Annotated in this window: 14 protein-coding genes; 10 read left to right on the top strand and 4 right to left on the bottom strand. The window is 47.0% G+C overall.

Annotated features, from left to right (window positions below; genetic code table 11):
• The first annotated feature begins 286 nt into the window (after window positions 1-286).
• Window positions 287-2,269 carry an FGGY family carbohydrate kinase gene (locus BGP76_RS10060; protein WP_119844568.1) on the top strand — a complete coding sequence of 661 codons (1,983 nt, stop codon included), beginning with the start codon at window positions 287-289 and terminating at the stop codon, window positions 2,267-2,269.
• A 90-nt stretch (window positions 2,270-2,359) separates the two neighbouring features.
• Here BGP76_RS10060 and BGP76_RS10055 read toward each other — a convergent pair whose 3' ends face one another.
• A complete protein-coding gene (locus BGP76_RS10055) occupies window positions 2,360-3,415 on the bottom strand; it encodes a DUF748 domain-containing protein (RefSeq protein ID WP_119844567.1) in 1,056 nt (351 codons plus the stop codon).
• Between the two features lie 58 nt (window positions 3,416-3,473).
• Between BGP76_RS10055 and BGP76_RS10050 the strand changes: the two genes are divergently transcribed.
• Window positions 3,474-4,379, top strand: coding sequence for a YihY/virulence factor BrkB family protein (locus BGP76_RS10050; RefSeq protein ID WP_158584217.1), 906 nt, complete (start codon window positions 3,474-3,476; stop codon window positions 4,377-4,379).
• A gap of 212 nt (window positions 4,380-4,591) precedes the next feature.
• Window positions 4,592-5,716 (top strand): T9SS type A sorting domain-containing protein, encoded by a 1,125-nt coding sequence (locus BGP76_RS10045; protein WP_119844566.1) that lies wholly within the window; start codon window positions 4,592-4,594, stop codon window positions 5,714-5,716.
• 5 nt (window positions 5,717-5,721) lie between these two features.
• Here BGP76_RS10045 and BGP76_RS10040 read toward each other — a convergent pair whose 3' ends face one another.
• The 3 genes from BGP76_RS10040 to BGP76_RS10030 all read right to left on the bottom strand — a co-directional run bounded on the left by BGP76_RS10040 (window position 5,722) and on the right by BGP76_RS10030 (window position 11,561).
• A complete protein-coding gene (locus tag BGP76_RS10040; RefSeq protein WP_119844565.1) occupies window positions 5,722-6,801 on the bottom strand; it encodes a beta galactosidase jelly roll domain-containing protein in 1,080 nt (359 codons plus the stop codon).
• Window position 6,802: 1 nt separating this feature from the next.
• Window positions 6,803-7,339, bottom strand: coding sequence for an aspartyl protease family protein (locus BGP76_RS10035; RefSeq protein WP_073125440.1), 537 nt, complete (start codon window positions 7,337-7,339; stop codon window positions 6,803-6,805).
• 145 nt (window positions 7,340-7,484) lie between these two features.
• Window positions 7,485-11,561, bottom strand: a complete 4,077-nt coding sequence (locus BGP76_RS10030) for a two-component regulator propeller domain-containing protein (RefSeq protein WP_119844564.1) — start codon at window positions 11,559-11,561, stop codon at window positions 7,485-7,487.
• Window positions 11,562-11,813: 252 nt separating this feature from the next.
• Here BGP76_RS10030 and BGP76_RS10025 point away from each other — a divergent pair, with 252 nt between their 5' ends.
• The 7 genes from BGP76_RS10025 (at window position 11,814) to BGP76_RS09995 (ending at window position 23,917) form a co-directional block, all read left to right on the top strand.
• On the top strand, window positions 11,814-14,825 hold the full coding sequence (locus BGP76_RS10025) for a TonB-dependent receptor (protein ID WP_119844563.1): 3,012 nt from the start codon (window positions 11,814-11,816) through the stop codon (window positions 14,823-14,825).
• A gap of 18 nt (window positions 14,826-14,843) precedes the next feature.
• Window positions 14,844-16,400, top strand: coding sequence for a RagB/SusD family nutrient uptake outer membrane protein (locus BGP76_RS10020; protein ID WP_119844562.1), 1,557 nt, complete (start codon window positions 14,844-14,846; stop codon window positions 16,398-16,400).
• Window positions 16,401-16,411: 11 nt separating this feature from the next.
• A complete protein-coding gene (locus tag BGP76_RS10015) occupies window positions 16,412-17,848 on the top strand; it encodes a SusE domain-containing protein (RefSeq protein WP_119844561.1) in 1,437 nt (478 codons plus the stop codon).
• Window positions 17,849-18,043: 195 nt separating this feature from the next.
• On the top strand, window positions 18,044-19,246 hold the full coding sequence (locus BGP76_RS10010; RefSeq protein ID WP_119844560.1) for a glycosyl hydrolase 53 family protein: 1,203 nt from the start codon (window positions 18,044-18,046) through the stop codon (window positions 19,244-19,246).
• 105 nt (window positions 19,247-19,351) lie between these two features.
• Window positions 19,352-21,895 (top strand): hypothetical protein, encoded by a 2,544-nt coding sequence (locus BGP76_RS10005; protein ID WP_147407448.1) that lies wholly within the window; start codon window positions 19,352-19,354, stop codon window positions 21,893-21,895.
• A 135-nt stretch (window positions 21,896-22,030) separates the two neighbouring features.
• On the top strand, window positions 22,031-23,311 hold the full coding sequence (locus BGP76_RS10000; RefSeq protein ID WP_147407447.1) for a glycosyl hydrolase 53 family protein: 1,281 nt from the start codon (window positions 22,031-22,033) through the stop codon (window positions 23,309-23,311).
• A gap of 180 nt (window positions 23,312-23,491) precedes the next feature.
• Complete coding sequence (locus tag BGP76_RS09995; RefSeq protein ID WP_119844557.1) at window positions 23,492-23,917, top strand: PH domain-containing protein; 426 nt, start codon at window positions 23,492-23,494, stop codon at window positions 23,915-23,917.
• Window positions 23,918-24,241 lie beyond the last annotated feature (324 nt).

The following is a 24,241-nucleotide window of genomic DNA, read 5'->3' as shown; positions in this document are numbered from 1 at the left end:
TAGAGGTCAAAGTATAAAGTTGAAAAGTCAGGAACTGGGAGGAGATTGAAAGCGGCGAATGTTATTGTTGAGATCGTTAGGCTAGTTTTGTTAAGTGACGTAACTTTGGCGTAGTTTAGGTGTGAAAATAGCGTTTGGAGCGTGATATGCTGACGATGAGAAAATAGTTTTAGCTATTTGAGACAGGGCAGAGGAGGTTAGTCAAGAGACTTCTTTTGTGACTGGCTAGATCCACTGACAAGCGTTTTTTTAATGCCTAAAAGAGCATTATTCAAGCAAAGCAAAGATGTATTTACTAGGGTACGAAATAGGCAGTACGACGATTAAAGTAGCTCTGATTCGCTCAGAGGACAACAAGGTCATCGGAGTAGGACAATATCCAGAGCATGATTCGACGATACTGTCGCGCCATAGCGGATGGGCAGAGCAGCATCCTGAGTCCTGGTGGCAGGATCTCTGCACCGCCACCCGAAATATCCTGTCACAAAATCAAATCAATCCACGAGATATCGGCGGGATAGGGATCGCCTATCAGATGCATGGTCTCGTTCTCATCGATGAAAACAAGAAAGTATTGCGCCCTTCCATTATCTGGAGCGACAGTCGCGCCGTGACGATAGGTAAGAAGGCTTTCAAAGACCTAGGAGAGAAAGAATGTCTAGAGAATTTCCTCAATTCACCTGGCAACTTCACCGCATCCAAACTGCGCTGGGTCAGAGACAATGAACCAGATATCTATGATCGCATCGATAAGATCATGTTGCCGGGAGACTACATCGCCATGAAATTCACTGGAGCAGTGCAGACGACTATTTCTGGTCTGTCAGAGGCCATTCTTTGGGATTTCAAAAAGAAGAAAATAGCTAAACAAGTACTGGACTACTATGAGATTAGTGAGGACTTGATCCCAGAGATCGTCCCTACTTTTGCGATGCAGGGGACAGTGACGGCCGAGGCAGCAGAGATGAGTGGACTGGTGTCTGGGATCCCTGTGACCTATCGGGCAGGAGATCAGCCCAACAACGCGCTATCACTGAATGTACTCAATCCCGGAGAGATCGCTGCGACCAGCGCTGAATCAGGGGTAGTCTATGGAATCGTCGATCGACCCAAATATGACGTGCGTTCGCGAGTCAACCCTTTTGCTCATGTCAACTACGAGGACAACTACGATCGCATCGGTGTACTGCTCTGCCTCAATGGTGCAGGGACGCAATACGGCTGGATGAAAAGTCAGATTGCGCTTAGTGGGCGCCACTATGACGACATGGAGCGAATGGCCTCTACCGTACCGATCGGGTCGGATGAGCTGTGTATTTTGCCTTTTGGGAATGGTGCCGAGCGGATGCTGGACGAGAAGAGTATCAACTCCCACATTATGAATCTGGAGTTTAGCCGACACTCTAGGGGACACCTCTACCGTGCGGCACTGGAGGGTGTTGCATTTTCGTTTGTCTATGGAGTCAACCTGCTCAAAGAACTGGGGCTGGAGGTGGATGTACTTCGGGTGACCAATGACAACATGTTTCAGTCCGAGGTATTCTCGATGACGATTGCTACGTTGCTGGACTGTCATATCGAGGTGGTAGATACCACGGGGGCTATCGGTGCAGCACGTGCTGCAGGAGTCGCCAATGGCGTGTACTCTTCCTTAGAGGATGCTTTGTCACACGTCACGCCTAGCATCATCCACGAGCCACGGCTCAACCAGTCTCGGTGCAACCAGGCCTATAGCTTGTGGCTGTCTCATCTCGACAAGGCCTTGTTTGATATCCCTTCCAAAGCCAATAGACCCGAGGTACTTCGCGCCAAGAACGATACACTCAAAGCGACGATAGAGGAAAAGAACAAAGAACTGGCAGCCTCTGCCATGCAGTTGCACAACAAGGATGAGTTTTTGATGGAGATCAAAAGTACACTCAAGGAAGTAGGGGAGGTAGCATCCTTAGACGATCAGAAGAAAGTCTTACAGCGGCTGATCACCAAGATCGAAAGCAAAACGGACAGCGACAAGGACTGGGAGAGCTTCGAAGATCAGTTTAACCTCCTGCACTCGGACTTCTTCAAAAAGCTCAAGAGCGACTTCCCAAAACTGTCGGTACCCGAAGCGAAGCTCTGCATGCTGCTAAAGATGAAGCTGTCCACCAAAGAGATCGCTAACCAACTCAATCTCTCCGTCCGAGGCGTAGAGACACGTCGCTACCGCCTGCGCAAAAAACTGCAAATCAACAAAGAACTGGATCTAGAAGAGTTTTTGGATAGGGTGTGATGATAGGAGAGAAATAAGTGTGACTGTTCCTCTTATTGAGTTGTTGTGGGTAGACAAGGGGGGCTGTATTTAGTAACCCAATGTGATTCTTTACTCTTTAGGGACATCTTTGAAATCTACGGTGTTTTCGATTTCCTTGTCAAAGGCCTCTATAAAGCCATTTTTGAACAGGTTTGTGATGATGTCTAGTACATCGGTATCTACGTTGCTGACGTCTCCTGATAGTGTTACTTTGGTGGCGGTTTGATCTTTCTTCTGGTTTTCGGTTAGTTCGGTGATGCCTCCAATGAAGGCTTGCCAGAGGGTGTTGAGCGTACCTTTGTCTTCGTTCATATCCAAGATTTTAACATGCTCTAAGACCGGTTTGATGTAGCCTTTGATTTTGCCATCCCGCATGGCGTACTCTCCGATAATCGCAAAATACCCTTTCTCAAAATCGAAAGACGCATAGGCTTTGGTGAAATCGTTGGTCTCGGTCAGGTCGATGGATTCTAGCTTGTAACTGAGATCCATGTCTGGCATCTTTTTGATGATGTTGAGATTGCCACTGATGCGAGCTTTGCCACTGTCAAAGATGTTGGCACTAGTGGTGAGTGATGAGGGGAGTTGTTCGGTGTTGTCGGTGGCATTGGTTAGGTTAGTGGCTATGAGATCCCAGTTGGTGATGGATAAGTTGACAGGAGGAGAACTGGTTTTGTTCTTGAAGTTCAGACTACCGTTTTTGATCTCAAACCGGTTGATTCGAACGGGGATCATATCGAGTATGGGCTGTGTCCAGTCGGTATCACCGGCCTGCTGCTCACTTTCTTTCTCCCCATCATTGAAGTTGAGCTTTGGGTCTTGTAAGAAGATCTCTCCTACGATGGCGCCATCGAATAGCGCTGACCACTCGATAGAGATATCGGTGAGGGGCAGGTTGACGAAAGGTTCTTCTACTTCGTTGGTGGTGATGAATACCTCCAAGCTGTCTATCATGAGCGAACCACGATAGAGTATGAGATCTATGTCAGAGATGTTGCACCGATACTGTGGGAGTTGATTGATGCCCTTTTCGAATTGATTTTTGATAATGAACGGGAGTGAAAGCCTCAATCCTATCACCAGAATGGCAAAGCAGATCAGGATGGTTTTCTTATGTTTTAGCATGTCTTGCGTTTTTGGTGGAATGATTTATGACGTACTTAGCCAAAAAGCATTCCATCCTATGAAAAAGATTTTTTTCGCAATCCGAACCGTCCTAGTAGATACGATCAAAGCCAGCGGTGAACACAATCTGATGAACTCCGCAGCAGCGATTGCTTTTTATGCGATCTTTTCTTTGCCGGGTCTTCTGATTGCAGTAGTGCTATCTGCGGGGGTGTTTTTCGGAGAGGAGGCCGTCCGTGGTGAACTCTCAGGACAGATCTCTGATTTCGTAGGGAAATCGGCAGCAGATACTATCGAGCAGATTCTCAAAAATATAGAACTGGATCCGAGCAAGGGGATACAATCTGTGGTAGGTATCGGGGTGCTGTTTTTCTCCGCGACGACCATTTTTATGTCCTTGCAATCCGCACTAAATACCCTCTGGGGTGTCAGAAGTGCAGGGAAACGCGCGTTGAAGGAATTTGCCTTGAACCGTACGCTTTCGTTTGGGATGATCATCGCATTGGGTTTTGTACTGATCTTTTCACTGCTGATGGATACACTGTTGACCGTGTTTTTGAAACCTATCAATCAATACTTGCAGGGGTTCGATACGGTGGTTTTGGAGTTGGCGAATGGGTTATTCTCTTTTGTAAGTGTGGTGTTTATTGTCACGATTTTGTTCAAATTTTTACCAGACGTACGATTGAAATGGAAGAACGTGGCGATGGGCGCATTGATCACTTCAGGGATGCTGGTATTGGGAAGGTTCCTCATCGGGATGTACATGAGCCAAAGCAATTTTGGGCAAACGTATGCAGCAGCCAGCTCTGTGGTGATATTGCTCGTTTGGGTATTTTATTCCACAGTCGTGTTGCTCTTTGGGGCAGAACTCACCCGTTCGATTTTGAATTTTCGAGGGTACACCATACGTCCCAGTAGTGGTGCTAAGAAGGTGGAACTGCGCGAAGTGGAGCTGGATTAGAGAGTCGTGTCAGCTCTTTTAGTGGGTATTACAGTGCTATGTGTTTGTTTTCAGTGTTTTAAGTGATAAAAACATGGCTTTTGCGTGGTTAATAAGAATTATTTCATATACCTTGTAAGTAGTTGATTATTATGTATTTAAGTGTATTTGTGAATGCGTGCCTGGATTAGGTCTTATTCTAACCATACTTGTTAATTAAAAATAATCATACAATGAAAAGGGTAGTTTTGTTGGTTTCTGTATTATGCATCATGTCGGGTTTATATGAGACCCTCGCTCAGACCAGTGTAGCGGATGGCAACTGGGCAGTCGGCGCTACGTGGACGGGGGGTACATCTCCTGGATATACTGTAGGGAGTAATATTACAATTAATTCTTATGTGATCTCAGATGAAACAGTAACCCTAACAGGGAATAATAAAACACTCTCCGTAAATGATACCTTGATTATCCATGGTGATTTGATTTTTACTGCCAATAGTGGTGCTGCGATCAATATCGGACCTAATAATGTATTGATTATTATGGGAAACCTTGATTTAGGTAAGAATAATGCTGGGGCAAATATTGAAGCAGGAGGAGTCTTGGTGGTCAAAGGGAATATTACTGCATCAGGTGTGAATGGTGAATTTACTGGAGATGGAAATGTATACACTGATGGCACTACTGACGGAGTTACCAATAATGGTTCTCAACCCGTAGCGATTATAGAGGACATGAGTGATGACAGTTATGATAGCATACAAAAGTATGTTGAAAATGATGGAAGAGATCCGTTGCCTGTGGACCTACTCTATTTCGATGTGGTTTGGGAGACTCAGTCTTATTCTGCTCGTTTAAAGTGGGTCACCTCTTCAGAGACGAACAATTCTCATTTTGTAGTAGAGCGATCAGACGATGGCGTTTTATTCGGAGAAATTGCTCAAATCGACGGTCAAGGAACTATCAACACCACACATGAATATGAATATGTAGATCAATCTCCACGAGGAGATGTAAGTTATTACAGATTGAAACAAGTCGATTTTGATGGAGCATATGAATACTTCGATGTGAAGCGCATTACTACTGGCGATGCTTTTTCTAAAGCCAATGTCGTGCTTTACCCTTCTACTGTGACGCGAGGTGTGGTTCAGCTGAAGTCTGGGAGTGGTTTAGACATCCATTCTATGAAGGTATATAGTATTAGCGGAGTAGCTCATGGAGAGCCTCGTTATGAGCAGGCCAGTGCGAAAAATGTGCGCGTGGATTTGAGTGATCTTCGTTCGGGTAGCTATATTCTCTTGGTTACTTCAGCAGATGCTACAGCATACTCTTTAAGGTTCGTCGTTCGCTAAAACGGTCACCGCTCTTCCACGATTCCAATAGGGCCTTTGTAGATGCCGCCATAGTAGCCAAGATCACGCACTTGTACGGATAGGACATTGGACTGGTCTTGCTTGAGTAGGCCTTTGGGGATTTTGTAGAGACGGATTTGATCATAGGATTGGCTCTCTCCGAAATTTTTCCCATCAGCAGTCACGCCGATACGGTGGCCATTGAGATAGGTGATGTCATAGTCGTCTATCTTGCCGAGGAGTAGGTAGTATGTTTTGTTCTCTTTGGGGATGAAGCTAAGCTCGAAGTGTCTACGGTACCATGCCACACCATCGAATGATCGGTAACCTTGATTGTCCCATAGTGACGGTACCCAGATGTCATCCCATCCTGAGTCATCGTAGTTAGGATCAGAGGCATTTTTTTTGTCCCATCGGGTAAACTTCCATTGTCCCATCAGGTCCTGTACTAGATTTTCGCTATTGAAATCTGCATACACGCCTATTTTCCCACTGACGATCCCTCCATCGAGGACTTCATCATAGACGCGTACCGCGATGGTGTTTTTGCCCCCAAAGTCTATGCTCTCATTGGGGATCAAATAGCGTCTGTTGGTAGTGTAGGCCGTTCGGAATTTTGGAGCAAAGCGTCCATTTTTTCCGATCATGCGACCGTTGAAGAAGCATTCGTCGGCATCATCTATATTGCCGAGGACGAGATAGTGCGTCTGTTTGGGATTGAGCAGTCGTCCATCGAAACTAGTCCTGTACCAGGCGATCCCGTCATAGCCATTGAACCCTTCGTTTTCCCATCTGGAGGGAACTTTGATGTTTTCCCAATTTTGGTCTTGATAAGTAGGGGTTGCCCAGAGAGCATTGTCACCGATATTGAATTTCCAGTCTCTGGCTAGATTTACTTTGAGCAACAGGTTGTCGGTATTGGCCGGGCTAAAGGGCTGGTCGTTGTTGTTGATTTCGAGTTCTTCGTAGAGCCATTCCATAAGCCACTGCAGGCCACTGTTGTCTTGTTCTTGTGCAGAGACAGGAGTAGTGTGTCCCGCGACAAGTAGGAGAAGTGTTCCAGTGATTTTGATGAGCCTGTCCAAGTTATTTTGTGTTTTTAGCAATGGTGAGTTCTGAATCTTGTTTCTGGCTTCTTTTGTTCTTTTTGACTTTGTATTCTATGCTGACTGTATTGGTCCCCATGTCTATGACAAAACCGTATTGTCGCATAAGGTTGGTCCCCAGTATAGCTGTTACGTGTTTTCCAGTTCTGGCTCGGATAGAGCTCACGATGTTGGTGATGTCATAGGCGTAAAAGTCAGACTTTAGTTGCATTTCTCCAAAATATAGTCGCGCATTAGTAACTTGATGTAGTTGGTTGTGCCGAGATCCAAACCCTGCGACTTTGATTTGTTGATTGAAATCCTGATGGGCATGAAAGTCATATCTGTCTTTGGATTTGAGATTAAAGACTGTGATGTCTGATCCTGTATCGAGTAGCACCCAGGTTTTTTTACCGTTGAGGGTCATTTCGACGATGGGTTTTTCATAATAGCGCGTTTTCATAGTTTGGTGATTTTGTCCATGACCTAGCGTGCATGCCGCCACCAAGATACCGAGTAGAAGGATGATAAATTTCATAGTGTTTTTGTTTATGTGAGTTTATACATCAAACTAAGACACTAGCATGTTACCGTGTGTCACGGCATAGTAAAGAGATGTCACAAGTTGTCACAGCAGGCTTGGGTATAGCACATAAAGCGTGATAAAGAGAAGGAGGTGGCTGTTATTGAACTTTTTTCTTTTCTGTTTCAAACCTTTCTTGGTACTTTTTGGGGGATAGCCCAAATTCTGATTTGAAGCATTTCGAAAAGTAGGATAAGCTAGAGAATCCCACTTGGTACATGATCTCGGTGATGTTGCCTTCCTTGTTTTGAAGCAGGAGGGAAGCCTTTTTGAGCCGGTACTTTTGGATGATCTCTTTGGCAGAGTGGTCGGTATTGGCTTTGAGTTTTCGGTAGAGGTGGGTTGAGCTCATGGCCATCTCGCTGCTGATCATGTCTACGGTGAGTTCCGAATTGGCAATGTTTGCTTCTATGATATCCATGACGCGCTTGACGAAGATGTTGTCCTCGTTGTTGGCGGCTTGAGACTCGCTAGGCAAAGGGATGAGATCATTTCTGAAGAACTCTGTTAGTTCTTTTTTGCGCTGGATCAACTGGTCTATGTGTGCTTCGAGGAGTTCAATCTCAAAGGGTTTGGTGATGTAAGCATCCGCTCCGGTTTTGATCCCTTCTATACGATGCGAAAGTAGGGCTTTGGCCGTCAAGAGAATTACTGATACGTGACTGGTTTTGGGGTTGTTCTTGATCTCCTTGCAGAGCGTGAGCCCGTCCATGATGGGCATCATGATGTCACTGATGATGACTTGGGGTAGGAAGTTGTTGGCTTTGAGCAACCCTTCTTGTCCGTTTTCTGCAGCGACGAAATTGTATTTATGGTTGAGGCTAGTACGGATGAAGTCTACCATGTCGTTGTTGTCCTCTATGATGAGCACGAGCGGCTTATCAGAGGCGAGATCCAGTTGGTAGAACTTCGAGCCGTTCTGTCTGCCATGTACCGAAGGGGTCGCCCGAATCTCGACTTGCGCATCAGCTGCCAAGGTATCCACGGGGAGGTGGGTTTTGCCTAGGGGGAGGTGGACGGTGAAGCTTGTTCCCATTCCAGGGCTACTTTTGACGGAGATGTTACCGTGGTGCAGTGCGACATATTCAGCAGCGAGCGTCAGTCCTATGCCACTGCCAGATTCTTTGCGTTTGCCGTCTTGGGCTTGATAGAATCGTTCGAAGATTCTGCCTTGGTCTTCCTCAGAGATGCCGACTCCTGAGTCACTGACCTCTATCTTGAATGCGCCTTCCTTGTACGCTGGGTATTGCGTATCGATCGATACAGTCATTTTAATGAACCCTTCTCTGGAGGTGAATTTGAAAGCATTGGAAAGAAGGTTGAATAGTACCGTCTCTACTTTTTCGGCATCTATCCAGACCTCTTGCTCGGGGATATTTTTTTCGAATAGAAAATGAATATGTCCTCTTTGCGCCTTGTCGCTAAACATAGAAAAGACTTCCTCGCAGTATGCTACGAGTGCTACGAGCCGGACTTTGAGCTGTAGGGTGTCGTTCTCCATTTTGTTGAAATCCAAAATCTGATTAACCAGACGGAGTAGTCTTTCCGCATTTTTTTCTGCTAGGGCAATCAGTGTTTTACTTTCTGTATCTAGCGTGCCTGTATGCTGTACTTGGTGAATCGGAGGGAGGATGAGGCTGATCGGTGTACGGAGTTCGTGGGAGATATTGGTGAAAAAGACTTCTTTGGTTCGCTCGATTTCTTCAGCGTGTTTTACTTCGAGTCGTGTAATCTGCAGTTGGTTCTTGAGATGTACTCTCGTCGAGTAGGTTTTGAGCGCATAGTAGATGAAGACCAAGAGCATGACGATGTACAAGGTGATGAAGTAGCCATTGAGGAATAGCGGTGGGTTGATGGTCATCTGTAGGCGTGTGACCGCCTCAGTTTCTAGACCGTAGTAGTTGATCGCACGCACGACGAAGGTATAGTCACCTGCTTTGACGTTGGAGTAGATGGCAAGGTTGTTCGCGCCTGACACCTGATGCCAGTTGTCTTCGAACCCTTCGAGGCGGTAGGTATAAAGGTTCTTGTTGGGTTGCCAAAAGTCCAATGAGGAAAATTGCAGTGCAAAAGACCGTTCGTCATAGTCTAGTTCGAGATGTTCGACAAAGGAGATGTCTTGTATCAGTAGTGTGCGACCATCCAGCTCTTCTCCTATGGAGATGTGTCGGTTGTTGATGTCTAGGTCGGTGATATACACGGAGGGGATGTAGGCATTGGGTGTGGCTTGATTCGGCACGAAACTGATAAATCCGTTGTCTCCACCGAAGAGGATTTGGCCATTTTTGTTTTTGACTACACAGCCGAAATAGAAGCTCTTGATCGGTAGGTTGTGATCCAGTGGGAAGATTTCGAAATGTTTCGTCGTTGCAGAGAGTTTTTGCAGCGAGGAGTTGGTGACGCTCCAAATGTTTCCTGCATCGTCTTCTATGATACTGGTGACGATCTCGTCATTGTCCGTCAAAAACGGATGCCATGTCACTTGGTGTGATGAGGGGTCGTATTGGATGAGGCCATTGAGAGTGCCAGCCCATATCTCTCCACTATCGGAGCAGTAGAGGGTATAGATCATGCGGTTGGCAGCTATTTTGTTGAAGGCAATCACTGGGGTGCTCTCCAGTGATTCAGTATGGACACGGTATAGTTGGTCATACTCGATCGTCCAGATGTATCCTGCGCCATAGATGTGTTTTTCTGATCCTGACGCTAGACTGGAGACCTCTTTGAATCGTAGATCGGAGTGAGCCTTTAGATCTCCTTCTATCTTGTATAATCCACCCTGCCATGCGCTGACCCAGAGTGTGCCATCATCCTGCTGGGTGAAATTGCCGATATAGTTGGATTGTAGTCCATTGCTAGGGGCAGCCTTGATGGCGGTCATGCTTTGGGATTGCTCGTCCCAGATGTTGATCCCACTGGCAGTACCTATCCATATCTGTCCAAACTGGTCTTCTTCTAGGGTAGATACATTATCGAGAAGGAGTCTTTGGTTCGCAGGGCTGGCTGTATTGAAGATTTTTTTCTTTCCCGTATGAGGGTCGAGTTGGATCACACCGTGTTGGGTTGCGAGCCAGTAGTCTCCCGTTCGGCTAATGAGGAAGGACTTAATCTGGTTGCCAATCGCACGACCACCTGCCTCGTAGGTGATGTCGTGAAAGGTGTAGAAGTTACCATACTTGTTGACCCGGCTCAGTCCGTTGGAGGTGACGAACCAGATGACACCACTTTTATCCTCGAAGATTTGAATCACGACATTGTTGGCGATGGAGTAGGGGAGTTGAGGATTGTGAAAATGTGTCGAGTTGGTCTTCGTGATAGGGTCGAAGATGTTGAGACCAAAATCAGTTCCTAGCCAGAGTTTTCCTTCGGTATCGGGATAGATCCACTTAATGACGGGGTTGCTAAACGAGGAATTATAAGCCGTGAACGAATAGCTTTCCAGTGTATTCGTGTTGATACGGTAGAGGCCGAGTTCCGTCCCTATCCAAATATTAGGGTCGTGGTTAATCGAGGGTTTGATGTCTAGGACTAGGTGATTTTGGTTGGTAGCAGGTGGATTGGTTAGTGTCACTTGTTCGAATTGTCTTCGCCCCTTTTTGAGGAGATTGAGACCATCATAGGTGCCTACCCATACCGTACCATTTTGGTCTTCATAGATACTACGCACCATATTGTGCGAGAGGCTGTGTTGTTCATTGTTTAGCCGTTCGAAATTGTCAGTGGTGAGGTCGTAGCGGATTAGTCCTTTGGCAGTCCCTACCCATAGTACATCCTGCTGCCCTACATGCAGTGTGCGAATGGTATTGGCTCCCTGTAAGTCGACTCGTGTGATTTCAAAGGTCTTGACGTTGACTTTGCAAAGGCCGTCCCAGCTACCAACCCAGATGTAGTCACCAATAGACACGACAGAGGTTAGTTCGTTGGATGGGAGCGTATTGTCTGCTTCACCTTTCTTAAATAAAGTAAATTTGTTGCCATCATATCGAGCCAAACCACTACCTGTACTCACCCAAATAAAATCATACTGATCTTGGGTGACCCCCGCCATGATGTTGGTGGGTAACCCATCCCGCATCGATAAGGTCGAGAAGTACAGCTCTTGGGCTGGAGCCAAAAAACTGTATAGAACCATGAGTCCAGTAAGAAATGAAATGGGTAGTTGTTTGTTCGTTTTCATGTACTACAAAATCTGCTTGCAATATAACCAATCGACCTGTATGCTTGGGATTCTAGTGATGCTCTTGCACGCATACAGCTTAGCTACAGTCACGTTGCTAATTTGTGTATAAACAGGCTTAATCGCGCTTTAAAACATGAAAATGGATTAAAGTTCATAGTTTGTGTATGATTTGTGCAAGTGACGAGAAAAGCTAATATCTAGTTTTGAGTAAGATTATTGAACTACTATCAAACTAATAAGCATGAGCGTATGAAAAAGCAACTACTAATAATTTGTTTCATCCTATTCGGGGCAGTCATAGCCTTCGCTCAACAGAGCGTGACAGGTACTGTGACAGCTGTCGACGAACCCGGAGGAATGCCAGGGGTCAGTGTCTTAGAAAAAGGTACAACCAACGGTACAGTAACTAATATAGACGGCCAGTTTTCGATGACTCTCAAATCCGAAGATGCCATTTTGGTATTTTCTTTTGTAGGGTATGAAACACAGGAATCCCTCGTGGCAGGTAGATCTGCTGTAGATGTGACTTTGAATCTCGATGTAGCGACTCTCTCCGAAATAGTCGTGATAGGCTATGGGGAAGTGGAAAAAGATGATGTCACAGGTGCAGTGGCTACTTTAGGAGACACAGATTTTAATCAAGGCGTGACTACTTCACCACAAGACCTATTAACAGGCCGTATGGCAGGGGTCTCAGTGACCAGCGCTGGGGGCGCACCGGGTAGTGCCTCTACCATCCGTATTAGAGGAGGATCTTCTTTAGGGGGAGCGACCAACGACCCACTGATCGTAATTGACGGTTTTCCAATCGACGATGGCGCAGTGAGTGGATTGTCCAACCCGCTCAATACTTTGAACCCAAATGATATCGAATCTTTCACAGTACTAAAGGACGCTTCTGCAGCAGCGATCTACGGTTCACGTGCATCCAATGGTGTCATCTTGATTACGACCAAAAAAGGGAAATCGGGAAAACTAAAAGTAAACCTCAATAGCCAAGTATCAGTCAGTACACCGACCAAATATGTAGATGTCCTTACAGGAGATGAATACAGAGAGTTGGTGACAGGTCTAAACGGCTCTGATTTTAGCGGGATTGATGATGCAGCATTGAGAAAGTTGGGTGATGAAAACACCGATTGGCAAAAGGAGATATTCGAAACGGCTATTTCTCAAAACCATAACGTAAGTGTTTCAGGAGCCGCAGGAGGTATTCCTTTCAGAGCGTCTTATGGATTTACGGATCAAAACGGTATACTCAAGACGACTTCTACGACACGTCATTCTTTGTCATTGAATTTGAGTCCTAGTCTACTTGACAACCATTTGAAAGTCAATGTCAACGCCAAAGGGACTTTGGCCAACTCTAATTTTGGAGACGAAGGAGCGGTAGGCTCTGCGGTTAATTTTGATCCGACACAGCCAGTCTACAATGGCAACAGCCGCTACAATGGCTATTTTGCCTATACCACCACGACACTACCTGACGGCAACATCGACCCAGAAGGTCCATCCAATACGTTCATCAGCAACCCAGTAGCGATGTTGGAGTTGAGAGAAAACACGGCAGATGTCAACCGATTCATTGGTAATGTACAGTTGGATTACAAACTTCATTTCCTTCCTGAATTGAAAGCAAATCTTAACCTTGGTATGGACAGAACAAGTACGGATGGGGTGGACAATGCGCTACCAGGGACGACATGGACTTACAGGGATTATACAGGAGACAACGGACGTTTGCTTGACTATACGAGCGAGTCGAACTCTGAGCTTTTAGAGTTTTATCTTAACTATAATAAGAAGTTTGGTCAGCATAGCGTCGACGTGATTGGTGGATATTCGTGGCAGCACTGGGAGAGAGCAGGGACGACATTTGATAGAAACACCGACGGTACACAAGTGGTACAGGATACGAAGGATTCGGATGAGAACTTCTTGGTGTCGTTCTACGGGCGATTGATCTATGACTATGACAGCCGCTATGTACTGACTGCTACAGTGAGACAAGACGGCTCATCACGATTCATTGGAGACAACCATTGGGGACTGTTCCCATCATTGGCACTAGCTTGGAATCTGCACAATGAGTCATTCTTGGAGGCCGTTCCTTCACTCTCCATGTTGAAATTGAGATTGGGATATGGGGTGACTGGACAGCAAGGCCTGTCACCTGATCTGGTAGATCCTTATTATCCTGCGATTGCAAAGTACCTCAGAAGTACAACAGGTGCATCAGTACAGTTTGGCAATGATTATTACAACACACTGAGACCGGCTGCTTATGACGCTAATCTCAAGTGGGAAGAAACGACTACTTATAACATCGGTCTGGATTTTGGGTTTTGGGATGACAAACTCTCGGGTAGCATCGAATACTATCAGAAGACGACGGATGATCTGCTCAACAATATTCCGATCGCAGATGGGAGTAACTTTAGCAACTACCTGATCACCAATGTGGGGTCTATGGAAATCAGTGGGTTAGAGGTGTCGCTGACGGGTAGATTGGTGTCTAAGGCTGACTTTACCTGGTCTGTAGGAGCGAACTTTACTTACAACACCAGAGAGATTACACAACTCAGTAAAACCAATGATCCTAACGACCCAGGCGTACAAGTAGGGGCTATTGCTGGTGGGACGGACAATAAGATTCAAATCTTGACTGTCGGACATGCACCATACGCTTTTTATACTTTTCAGCAGGTGTATGATGCCAATGGCAATGCACTCGAAGGAATCTATGTAGATAGAACAGAAGAAGGCGGTGAAGTGATCAGCAACCAGTTCAATAAGTACCACAATCAAAATCCAAATGCGGATGTCCTTGTCGGGATCAACTCTAGATTGAATTACAAAAACATCGATTTCTCTTTCTCAGGGAGATGGAGCATAGGCAATTATGTATATAACAATGGACTAGCGGATAATTCGCTATCGAGCTTGTATCAATCTTCGGCCAATGGCTACTTTGGAAACATCAGACAGTCAGCTGCTGAGATTGGTTTTTCTGTACCGCAGTACTGGTCGGATATGTACGTACAGGACGCATCGTTCTTCAAGATGGACAACATCAGTTTAGGCTATACGCTAGACGGATTGTTTGAGAACAAGCTAAAAGCAAGGTTGAGCTTTACGGTTCAAAATGCTTTTGTCATCACAGATTATGAGGGGATAGACCCTGAGGTTGATGGAGGGATAGACAACAATATCTACCCACGGCCTAGAACCTATTTGGTAGGTCTTAACCTTAATTTTTAATCCGAAAACAGCATAAAAATGAAAGCAAATAATATTTATATATCGATACTATCATTGTGCCTGCTGACCCTCGTGTCCTGTGTCAATGATTTGGATGTGAGTCCAACCGATCCAGATGTAGTAGGTTCTGACAAGGTCTATGAGACCGTGGCGGATTACAAAGAAGGCTTGGCAAAACTGTACGCGACTCTAGCACTTAGTGGACAGCAGGGACCAGATGGCTATCCAGATATTGAAGGGATAGACGAAGGGTTTGGTAACTACCTGAGACAATATTGGAATCACCAAGAGTTGACCACTGATGAGGCGGTTTTGTCTTGGAACGATGCGACGATCAAGGATTTTCACTGGCACACATGGACTGCCAATGACGGTTTTATCGCAGCGATGCACTCGCGCATCATGTACACCGTCGCACTGTGCAACGAGTATATCAGAGTGACCGAAGGCAAAGAGGAAGATGAAATCAAGACATTTCAAGCGGAGGCGAGATTCCTACGTGCTTTAGCTTATTCACATGGATTGGATCTTTTTGGCGCTATGCCATTCGTGACCGAAGAGAACTTGCCAGGAGCATTTTTTCCGGAGCGTATCACGCGTGAGGATTTGTTCGCGTATGTGGAGGGGGAGTTATCTGATATGATGCCGACATTAGGAGCGGCGGGATTCGAATATGGACGAGCGGATCAGGGTGCTGCGTCTATGTTGCTCGCTAAGTTATACCTCAACGCTGAGGTGTACATCGGTGAAGACAAGTATGACGACTGTTTGGCTGCACTACAGACTGTACTCGCAGGAGGATACACGATTCCTACGGATTATAGATACAGTTTTGTGGCGGACAACGATGATAGCCCTGAGATGATATTTGCGATCACTTATGATGGGATACAGACGCAGACTTGGGGCGGTATGACATACATTTTACACTCTCAAATCGGTGGATCTATGGACGCAGAGGGTATGTTCGGGACCAGCGATGCTTGGTCTGGGTTGAGGACGACCTCAGCTTTGGTCAATAAGTTTGACATGACCAATGACAGCAGAGCGTTGTTTTGGACGGATGGACAGAGCTTAGAGATTGATGATATCAGTCTGTTCTCTAATGGCTATGCTGTCACTAAGTTTAGAAATAGAAAGTTGAATGGTGATCTATCGGACTCCAATCAGAGTGTGCAGGTAGATACTGACTTTCCACTGTTTAGATTGGCGGATGCCTACCTGATGTACGCCGAAGCAGTGCTTCGTGGTGGAGAAGGGGGGACACGTGCACAGGCTTTGACCTACGTCAATGAACTACGCACACGCGCCTATGGTGACAATTCTGGGGAGGTAGCTGATGCCAATTTGGATTTGGATTTTATCTTGGATGAGAGAGCGAGAGAGCTTTTTTGGGAAGGGCACAGACGTACGGATTTGGTCAGATTTGGCAAGTTCACGACAGGGGATTACCAATGGCCATGGAAAGGAAAAGTGAAGGAAGGGGTAGCTACAGATAGTTACCGAAATGTTTTTCCGGTGCCTTCAGCACAGCTAGTTGCCAACCCAAATCTTACCCCAACTGACGGTTATTAAAACATAGAGACATGAAGAATATCATAAAAATATACACATTCATTCTGGCCTCATTGGTGTTGATTTCTTGTGAGGAGGAATTAGTAGAAAAAGCGGTTTTGGATTCAGAATCAGCGGTGAACGAATTGTCGGAGTTGCCTTCTAGTAGCTATATCTTGCTATATGACGAGGGAGCCGAGGCATTTGATGAGTTTGAATGGACAGAAGCTGATTATGGTTTTTCGGCATCTGTGACTTATACGCTCCAAGTAGCTGCTGCAGGTACCGAGTTTGCAGAGGCTAAGGGATTAGGTACGACGCAGGCGGACAGTTTGGTGATAGCTAATGCTTCGTTGAACACTACGATTCTAGGTATGGGTGCTACAGCTGAACAAGCTTATGCGGTTGATTTTAGAGTAGCATCCTCTATAGGAGAAGGAGTTGACCCTGTTTATTCTAATGTAATCAGCGCAACGGTGACTCCTTACGCGACGACATTCCCTCCGATCTATTTGATAGGGGATGCCCAAAATTGGGACTTGGCTGCTCCGATGGTTTTGGAGAGTACAGGTCCAGGTGAGTACATAGGTATCGGCCCATTTGTGGCTGACGGATTTTTCCGATTCTTCGAGACGCCAGCTTGGGCTGCTACCCAGTGGAATGCAGACTATTTCGAAGGTGGAACGATACCCGATGTGTTGATCAATTCGGGGGATGGTGACGCCAACTTCCAGTATACGAGCACCGATCAAGACTATCAGATCACAGTGAACCTCAACACCAAGACCATCACGATGGAAGATGCGCCGACGCTGTATATCATTGGTGATGACCAGGGATGGGATACCAACACAGCTTTCCAGTTGGGAGCGATTGCTCCGGGTGTGTTCGAAGGGACGACCACTTTCACGCAGGGGAGTATTTGGAGATTCTTTGAGCACGCCGATTGGGCTGCTACGCAGTACAATTATACCTACTTCGAAGGAGGTACGATTCCTGCTGATTTGACGGACGGCGGACCTGCAGACAACAACTTCACCAACGGTGCAGCCACGGGAGCTTATACGATCACAGTGAACCTCAATGAGAAGACGATCGAGATGGTCGCTGGAGAGTTAGAAGAAGAAGAGGAGGAAGAGGAAGAAACACCAACGGAAGTCACGACGCTGTTTTTGGTGGGAGATGACCAAGGGTGGTCTTTTGGGACAGCCTACGAACTGACTTACCTCGGGGATGGCAAGTTCGAAGGGACTACCGATTTTACCAACGGGTCTTCGTTTAGATTCTTTGGTGAAATGGACAACTGGAGTGACCCTGTGTTCGGGTACAGCTACTTCGCCGAAGGTTCGGTGACGGAAGTACTCGGAGACAACGAAGATGCAGACAGCAATTTTGTAGTAGTGGGAGAGACCGGTAGCTATACGATAGCCATTGACTTGACAGCCAAAACCATCGAGTTGACTCAATAAGCAATGACTAAACTATCTCGTGGCGTGTAGTTGCTCCGAGATAACCTTAGAACCAAACAGATAGCCGTGGGCTGTCGAAAACTGTCAGCTGAAGAGCGGCTTTTAAATATTGTACTTTTAACTTTTTATACCTCAAATATTGATCAGAGGCTGCCTTTGGTCAATATTTCAGGTTTAAATTAGATGTTTTGTAACATGAATCAGATATCCAAGATGAACCTCTTATTCGCCTTTTTGATGTTGTTGACCCTGTGGAACTGCAGTGAGGACGAAGGATCAACTCCTGATCCCGATCCAGAACCAGAGCCGGAAGTAGTTGATTTTCAGTTTGGCGCTGATTTGTCTTATGTCAATCAGATTTTGGACCAAGGAGGGATTTTTCAAGTAGAAGGACAGGAGACGAATCCTTACGAGATTTTTGCCGACAAGGGAAACCAAATCGTGAGGCTCAGACTGTGGCACACGCCGACATGGACACAAGAGGTCTACGGCGAGGACGGAACCCAGATGTACAATGATCTAGCCGATGTGGAGCGTGCGATCGTCGCGAGCAAGGCCGCAGGGATGCAGGTACTTTTGGATTTTCACTACAGTGATACCTGGGCAGACCCAGAGAAGCAGTATGTGCCTGAGGCATGGGCAGACATCACAGATATCGCGGTGCTAGAGGACTCGGTCTACAACTACACGCACAAGACACTGACCTATCTCAACGACAAAGGCCTGATGCCAGAGTACGTACAGTTAGGCAATGAGACCAACTGCGGCATGATGTACTCGGATGCCAAAGCGGCTTTCCCAAACTGCAACGTGTGCAACGACAGTTGGACGAATTTTAGAGCGGTGATCAACAAGGGCATCTTGGCCGTCAACGATGTAGAAGCCAATTCTACCGTGGATACTCAGGTCATCCTACATGTCGCTGATCCCAAGAACGTCGACTGGTGGTTTGACAACCTCGGACTATCGGGGTACGACATCATCGGGTTTTCATATTACCCACTGTGGCACACGACGATTGGTCTGTCGCAGTTGGAGGAGACGGTTGCGGGCTTCAAGGCCAAATACCGTAAGGACGTGATGATCCTAGAGACAGCCTATCCATGGACGACCGAGGGAGACGATGGGTACAACAACCTCTTCGGTGGAGAAGAGGCACTGTCAGGCTATCCATACACGCCGACTGGACAATCGGATTTGTTGCAATCCATCACGCAGAGCATGATCAATGCCGGCGGAATGGGTGTCATCTATTGGGAGCCCGCTTGGATTTCTTCGGAGATGAAAGATCTCTGGGGTACAGGCTCTGCTTGGGAGAACAACGCATTTTTTGATTATGACGGCAATGCCAACGCCGGATTTGACTACATGACCGCTACCTATGAGGGGCAGGAGTAAGGACTCCCTACGCGCCAAGTAAGCATAAACAAGGACATAGAAAAATACACCGGACAGCTATCGCGAGATAGGCTGAAGGGGAGTGTATTGCGAAAGATTTTTACGATGAAACATATATATCTGATGATAATCGCGGTGATGCTGGTGCATACATCGCAGGGACAAAACAGCACGGGTGGCCGTACTGATGTGACCGTGGATGCCAACGGAATCATGCACTGGCCAGACCAGACCGAGGTGCAGGGTTTTGGGGTCAACTATACCGTGCCGTTTGCGCATGCCTACCGCACGGCTATGCGCCAAGGGATAGACATCAAAGCGGAGATCGACAAAGACGTGTATCATTTTGCACGATTGGGGTTTGATGCCTACCGTGTACACGTCTGGGACACTGAGATCTGTGACTCGTTGGGCAATTTGATCGAAAACGAGCATTTGGAGCTGTTCGATTACATGCTCATGAAAATGAAGGAGCGCAACATGAAGTTCCTCATCACACCGATTGCGTTTTGGGACAACGGCTGGCCCGAACCAGCGGAGAAAACACCAGGCTTTGCCAACAAGTACGGCAAAGAGGATTGCTTGACCCACCCAGATGCCATAGAGGCGCAGGCCAACTATCTCTATCAGTTTCTCAATCACGTCAACCCCTACACAGGAGTTGCCTACAAGGACGATCCAGATATCGTGGCATTCGAGGTGAGCAATGAGCCGCACCACGACGAGTCGATAGAGAAAGTGACGGCATTCGTCAGCAAGATGGTGCAGGCGATGAAGAAAACAGGCTGCCAAAAGCCGATCTTCTACAACGTCAGCCACAGCATACACCTAGAGGATGCCTACTACGCAGCAGGGATCGATGGTGGGACCTTTCAGTGGTATCCTACTGGACTAGGGTCTGGCGAAGAAATCGGAGGCAATCTTTTGCCTAACGTGGACAACTATGACATCCCGTTCAAGGCACATGAGGGCTTCAAGAAAGGAGCGAAAGTGGTCTACGAATTTGATGCAGCAGACGTGGGCCGCTCGTACATTTACCCTGCCATGGCACGGAGTTTTCGTACAGCGGGGATCCAGTGGGCGACACATTTTGCCTATGACCCGACCTACATGGCTGCCAACAATACCGAGTACGATACCCACTACATGAATCTAGTTTACGCTCCGCAAAAGGCGCTGAGTTTGAAGATATGTTCGGAGGTGTTTCACCAAGTGCCCGTGTATGCGGACTATGGGGCCTATCCTGCCAATGCGTCTTTTGAAGCCTTTCGCGTCAGCTACGAGGAGGATCTAGCAGAGATGGTCACGGAGGACAAATTCTACTATACGAATCACACGAGTACCCTACCGTCCAATACGAAGAAACTGAAAGAGATCGCTGGCTTTGGCAACTCTGCAGTGGTACAGTACGAGGGGAGAGGGGCTTACTTCCTCGACCAACTGGAGAAAGGAGTCTGGAGACTAGAGGTGATGCCGGATGCCGTGTGGATCGACAACTTGTTTGGCACCAATAGCCCTGACAAGAAGCTCGCCGATATCGTATGGAATACCTGGCCGATGACGGTGCAGTTGCCCGATTTGGGAAAGGATTTTTCCATCCAAGGCATCAATACAGGAAATGCCGTGAGCGGAAAAGCAGAAGGGCAGACTGTCGCTGTATCGCCCGGCACGTACCTCATTTCCCGCAAGGGGAAAGCCGTAAAGTGGAGCGCAGCAGATACCTATAAAAACATCAGACTAGGGGAGTACACCGCCCCTGCGACCACTCTCGAAGGGACTGTCGTACTGCACAGCGCGACACAGGAAGTGACCGCTGGCACAGCACTAGAGATAGAGGCGGAGGTCGTCAGTGCATCCGCACCTGCATCGGTCAAAATCCTCCCCAATACATGGGGCGCAAAGACCTACGACATGCAACGAACGGCGGGTTATAGTTATGCAGTGACGGTCCCTGCGGAGGCGGTCAAAGCGGGGTATTTCAGTTATTATCTGCTCGTGGAGACTGAGGAGGGGACGAAGACCTATCCTGCTGGAGTGATGGGCGCACCGAAGGATTGGGATTTTTACCAAGAGGCGACCTATACCACGAGAGTCGTGGGCGAGGATTCGGATCTATATCTCTTCGATGCAGCGCGGGATTTTGAAGAGCTGAACTGGGTGTGGTCCTCAGACGTGGCATTGCTGCCGAGTGCTGAGCCTGCCAAGTCTACCTTGACCCTCGATATGGAGCAGTTGCCCACCAACGAAGACAAGAGCCTCATGACGGACTATTCGGTGCGGTCATATTTTGGAGATGTGATCGGGGCGAGAGCCGCAGCTTTGGCAGGCTATACGCAGCTGGTGCTCCGAGGAAGCTCGCAGCGCGACACGCCTGTGACAGTCACACTCATCGGTGAGGACGGGAGTAGTTTTGGGGCGACAGTGACGCTCGGTGCAGAAGCGAAGGATTACAGTTTGGCGCTGGCAGATCTGAAACCGACGCAGCTGGTGACGCTACCGAGACCCTACCCAGGCTTTTTGCCCTACTACTTCGAGCGCAGTGCCGTAGTGGAGCAGCTAGACATCTCTCGGGTCGAATCGATACAGATTTCTATCGGGGGACAGGAGACTTACCAATACAGCATCGAAAGCATACGCTTGACAAAGTAGCATAAGGTCAAATCAGGTCTATGGCGCAACCGTCCGTTGCGCCCATGATTATTTCTTTTCCACAACAACAGCATGAAAAGCAATGATTATGATCGCCTCTCAAGTGAGGGGCTACTAATTTAAATAGACTAGATTATGTTTACATTTTTAACCAAGAGGATGGGAATCATCCTCTGTGCACTCGTGCTATGCCTGATTTCTCCTTTGGCACACGCGCAATTCGTCAAAGGAGCCGACATCAGTTGGCAGAGTGAGATGATCGCCTCGGGCTATCAGTGGTACGATGATAGCGGATACAGTAGACCACTACATGACATCCTCAAGGATCACCACATGAGTGCCATCCGCCTCCGTGTGTGGGTCAACCCTGCTAGTGGATGGAACAACCAAAGTGATGTCGTCACCAAAGCGGTATGGGCCAAGAATGCCGGGATGGATGTGATGATTGATTTTCACTACAGCGACACTTGGGCAGATCCGGGCCATCAAACTCCACCAGCGGCATGGTCAGGCTACAACATGAGCCAGATGATGAATGCCGTATGGAACCATACGGTCAGTGTTTTGACAGCTGTCAAAAATGCAGGCGTAACCCCCAAATGGGTTCAGATCGGTAACGAGACCAATGATGGGATGATGTGGCCTCTGGGCAAAGCATCCACCAATGGTTTTCAGAACTACGCTTGGTTGGTCAATACGGGGAACAATGCCTCCAAATCGGTATTCCCGAATGCAAAGACTATCGTGCATCTCGCGAATGGCGAGAACCTGTCTGTGTTGCAATGGAACCTGGATGGCTTGGCGAGTTATGGAGCGACCTATGACATTATTGGGCTTTCGCTGTATCCGGGATCTTCTTGGCAATCTACGGTGAGCAACTACGCATACAACATCGGCTACCTATCCAACCGCTACGGCAAGAGTACCATGCTCTGCGAAGTAGGCATGGCTGCCTCACCGATCGCTACGTCCTACGATGCGCTCTACGAAATCATCAACCAATCAGCAGCCAACGGTAGTTTGGGGGTGTTCTATTGGGAGCCACAGGGCTACAACAACTGGGCAGGCTATGGCAAGCACTGCTGGCAGAGCAACGGCCAGCCGACTTGGGCACTGGATGCCTTCGTCTGGTCCAATGGAGGGTCGAGAGTGGCGGATATCAGTGAGGCACAGTCAGCGCAGCAGATAGATGTCCAAGTCTACCCCAACCCTGTGCAAAACCAACTGAAAATCGATATCGGGAGTCATGAGAGTGGTGAAGCGACCGTCTACAGCCTAGAAGGTCAAGCGCTGGCTCGCTTGCAGTTGTCATCGGGTGACAATGCCATCGATATGTCTGCTTGGCAAACAGGCATGTACTTGCTCACGGTTCGCTCGGGAGAGGAGGAGATCCAAACCAAAGTGATGAAGGAGTAGGCTGCTATAGAGTGGTGTCCTTCTCGTAGGCTTTAGGGAGTTTTACGCCCTAAAGCCTACGTTATCTCTCCAGCTAACCAAAAAAACTTTAGATTTGGATACTACATAGTAGATATAAAGTGCATGGTGTACTTTATATGTACGTTGTAGGGCATGACTGTATAACGTAAATATGAGATAATGAAAGAATTTAAATCTAAGGTTGGATACGAAATCTTGATTCCAGTATTGATTTTATGTTTTGGCATAACATTTTTACCGATTATTAACGGAGCTCCAATTAGGGCAACTTTAACTATAATTGGGATTATGGTACTGACAATTGCATTCATCTTGCATGTTTTCTTCCAAACAACTTATCGAATCAACGACAAAAATGAACTCTTAATAAAGTGTGGATTTCTCTATAATGCAGTTGTCAAAATTTCATCTATTAAATCTATTAACCGGACACGAAACCCAATATCTTCACCAGCAGCTTCATTGGATCGAATTGAACTTAAATACGGGAAATGGGACTCTGTAATTATCTCACCGAACGACAGAGCAGGATTTGTGAACGAACTACTCAAAATCAACCCAAACATCCAACAAAACTTGAAATGAACGCCCTACAACATGATGTATAAGGCATGTGCCTATGTGCTTTCTACAAACTGCATAAGAACCCGAAGAAATCCCCCCCCCCCCTGGTCGTAGCGTCCACTACGACCCAATACAGCCAAGGGCATCCGCTCGTTATTGGCGTTTTGTAGAATGTGTTTACCTTGTATTGATGGCTAGAAAATATGCAGTTCGTGATCAGTTATCGGTTCACAGTGTGACTTTTACTGTTGTGAATTGGGTAGATATATTTATACGAGACGATTCAAAGAAAGCATCATGTCAAGTCTGAAGCATTGTTATGATCATTTGATTATTGGTGTATCT

The sequence above is a fragment of the Reichenbachiella sp. MSK19-1 genome, assembly GCF_003590315.1.
In the GTDB taxonomy this organism is placed as follows: Bacteria; Bacteroidota; Bacteroidia; order Cytophagales; family Cyclobacteriaceae; genus Reichenbachiella; species Reichenbachiella agariperforans.
This window is presented reverse-complemented; position numbering and strand designations above follow the sequence as displayed.

Coding starts and splice junctions, on each gene's coding strand:
- BGP76_RS10060 (WP_119844568.1), top strand. CDS start 287: ATGTATTTACTAGGGTACGAAATAGGCAGTACGACGATTAAAGTAGCT.
- BGP76_RS10055 (WP_119844567.1), bottom strand. CDS start 3,415: ATGCTAAAACATAAGAAAACCATCCTGATCTGCTTTGCCATTCTGGTG.
- BGP76_RS10050 (WP_158584217.1), top strand. CDS start 3,474: ATGAAAAAGATTTTTTTCGCAATCCGAACCGTCCTAGTAGATACGATC.
- BGP76_RS10045 (WP_119844566.1), top strand. CDS start 4,592: ATGAAAAGGGTAGTTTTGTTGGTTTCTGTATTATGCATCATGTCGGGT.
- BGP76_RS10035 (WP_073125440.1), bottom strand. CDS start 7,339: ATGAAATTTATCATCCTTCTACTCGGTATCTTGGTGGCGGCATGCACG.
- BGP76_RS10030 (WP_119844564.1), bottom strand. CDS start 11,561: ATGAAAACGAACAAACAACTACCCATTTCATTTCTTACTGGACTCATG.
- BGP76_RS10025 (WP_119844563.1), top strand. CDS start 11,814: ATGAAAAAGCAACTACTAATAATTTGTTTCATCCTATTCGGGGCAGTC.
- BGP76_RS10020 (WP_119844562.1), top strand. CDS start 14,844: ATGAAAGCAAATAATATTTATATATCGATACTATCATTGTGCCTGCTG.
- BGP76_RS10015 (WP_119844561.1), top strand. CDS start 16,412: ATGAAGAATATCATAAAAATATACACATTCATTCTGGCCTCATTGGTG.
- BGP76_RS10010 (WP_119844560.1), top strand. CDS start 18,044: ATGAATCAGATATCCAAGATGAACCTCTTATTCGCCTTTTTGATGTTG.
- BGP76_RS10005 (WP_147407448.1), top strand. CDS start 19,352: ATGAAACATATATATCTGATGATAATCGCGGTGATGCTGGTGCATACA.
- BGP76_RS10000 (WP_147407447.1), top strand. CDS start 22,031: ATGTTTACATTTTTAACCAAGAGGATGGGAATCATCCTCTGTGCACTC.
- BGP76_RS09995 (WP_119844557.1), top strand. CDS start 23,492: ATGAAAGAATTTAAATCTAAGGTTGGATACGAAATCTTGATTCCAGTA.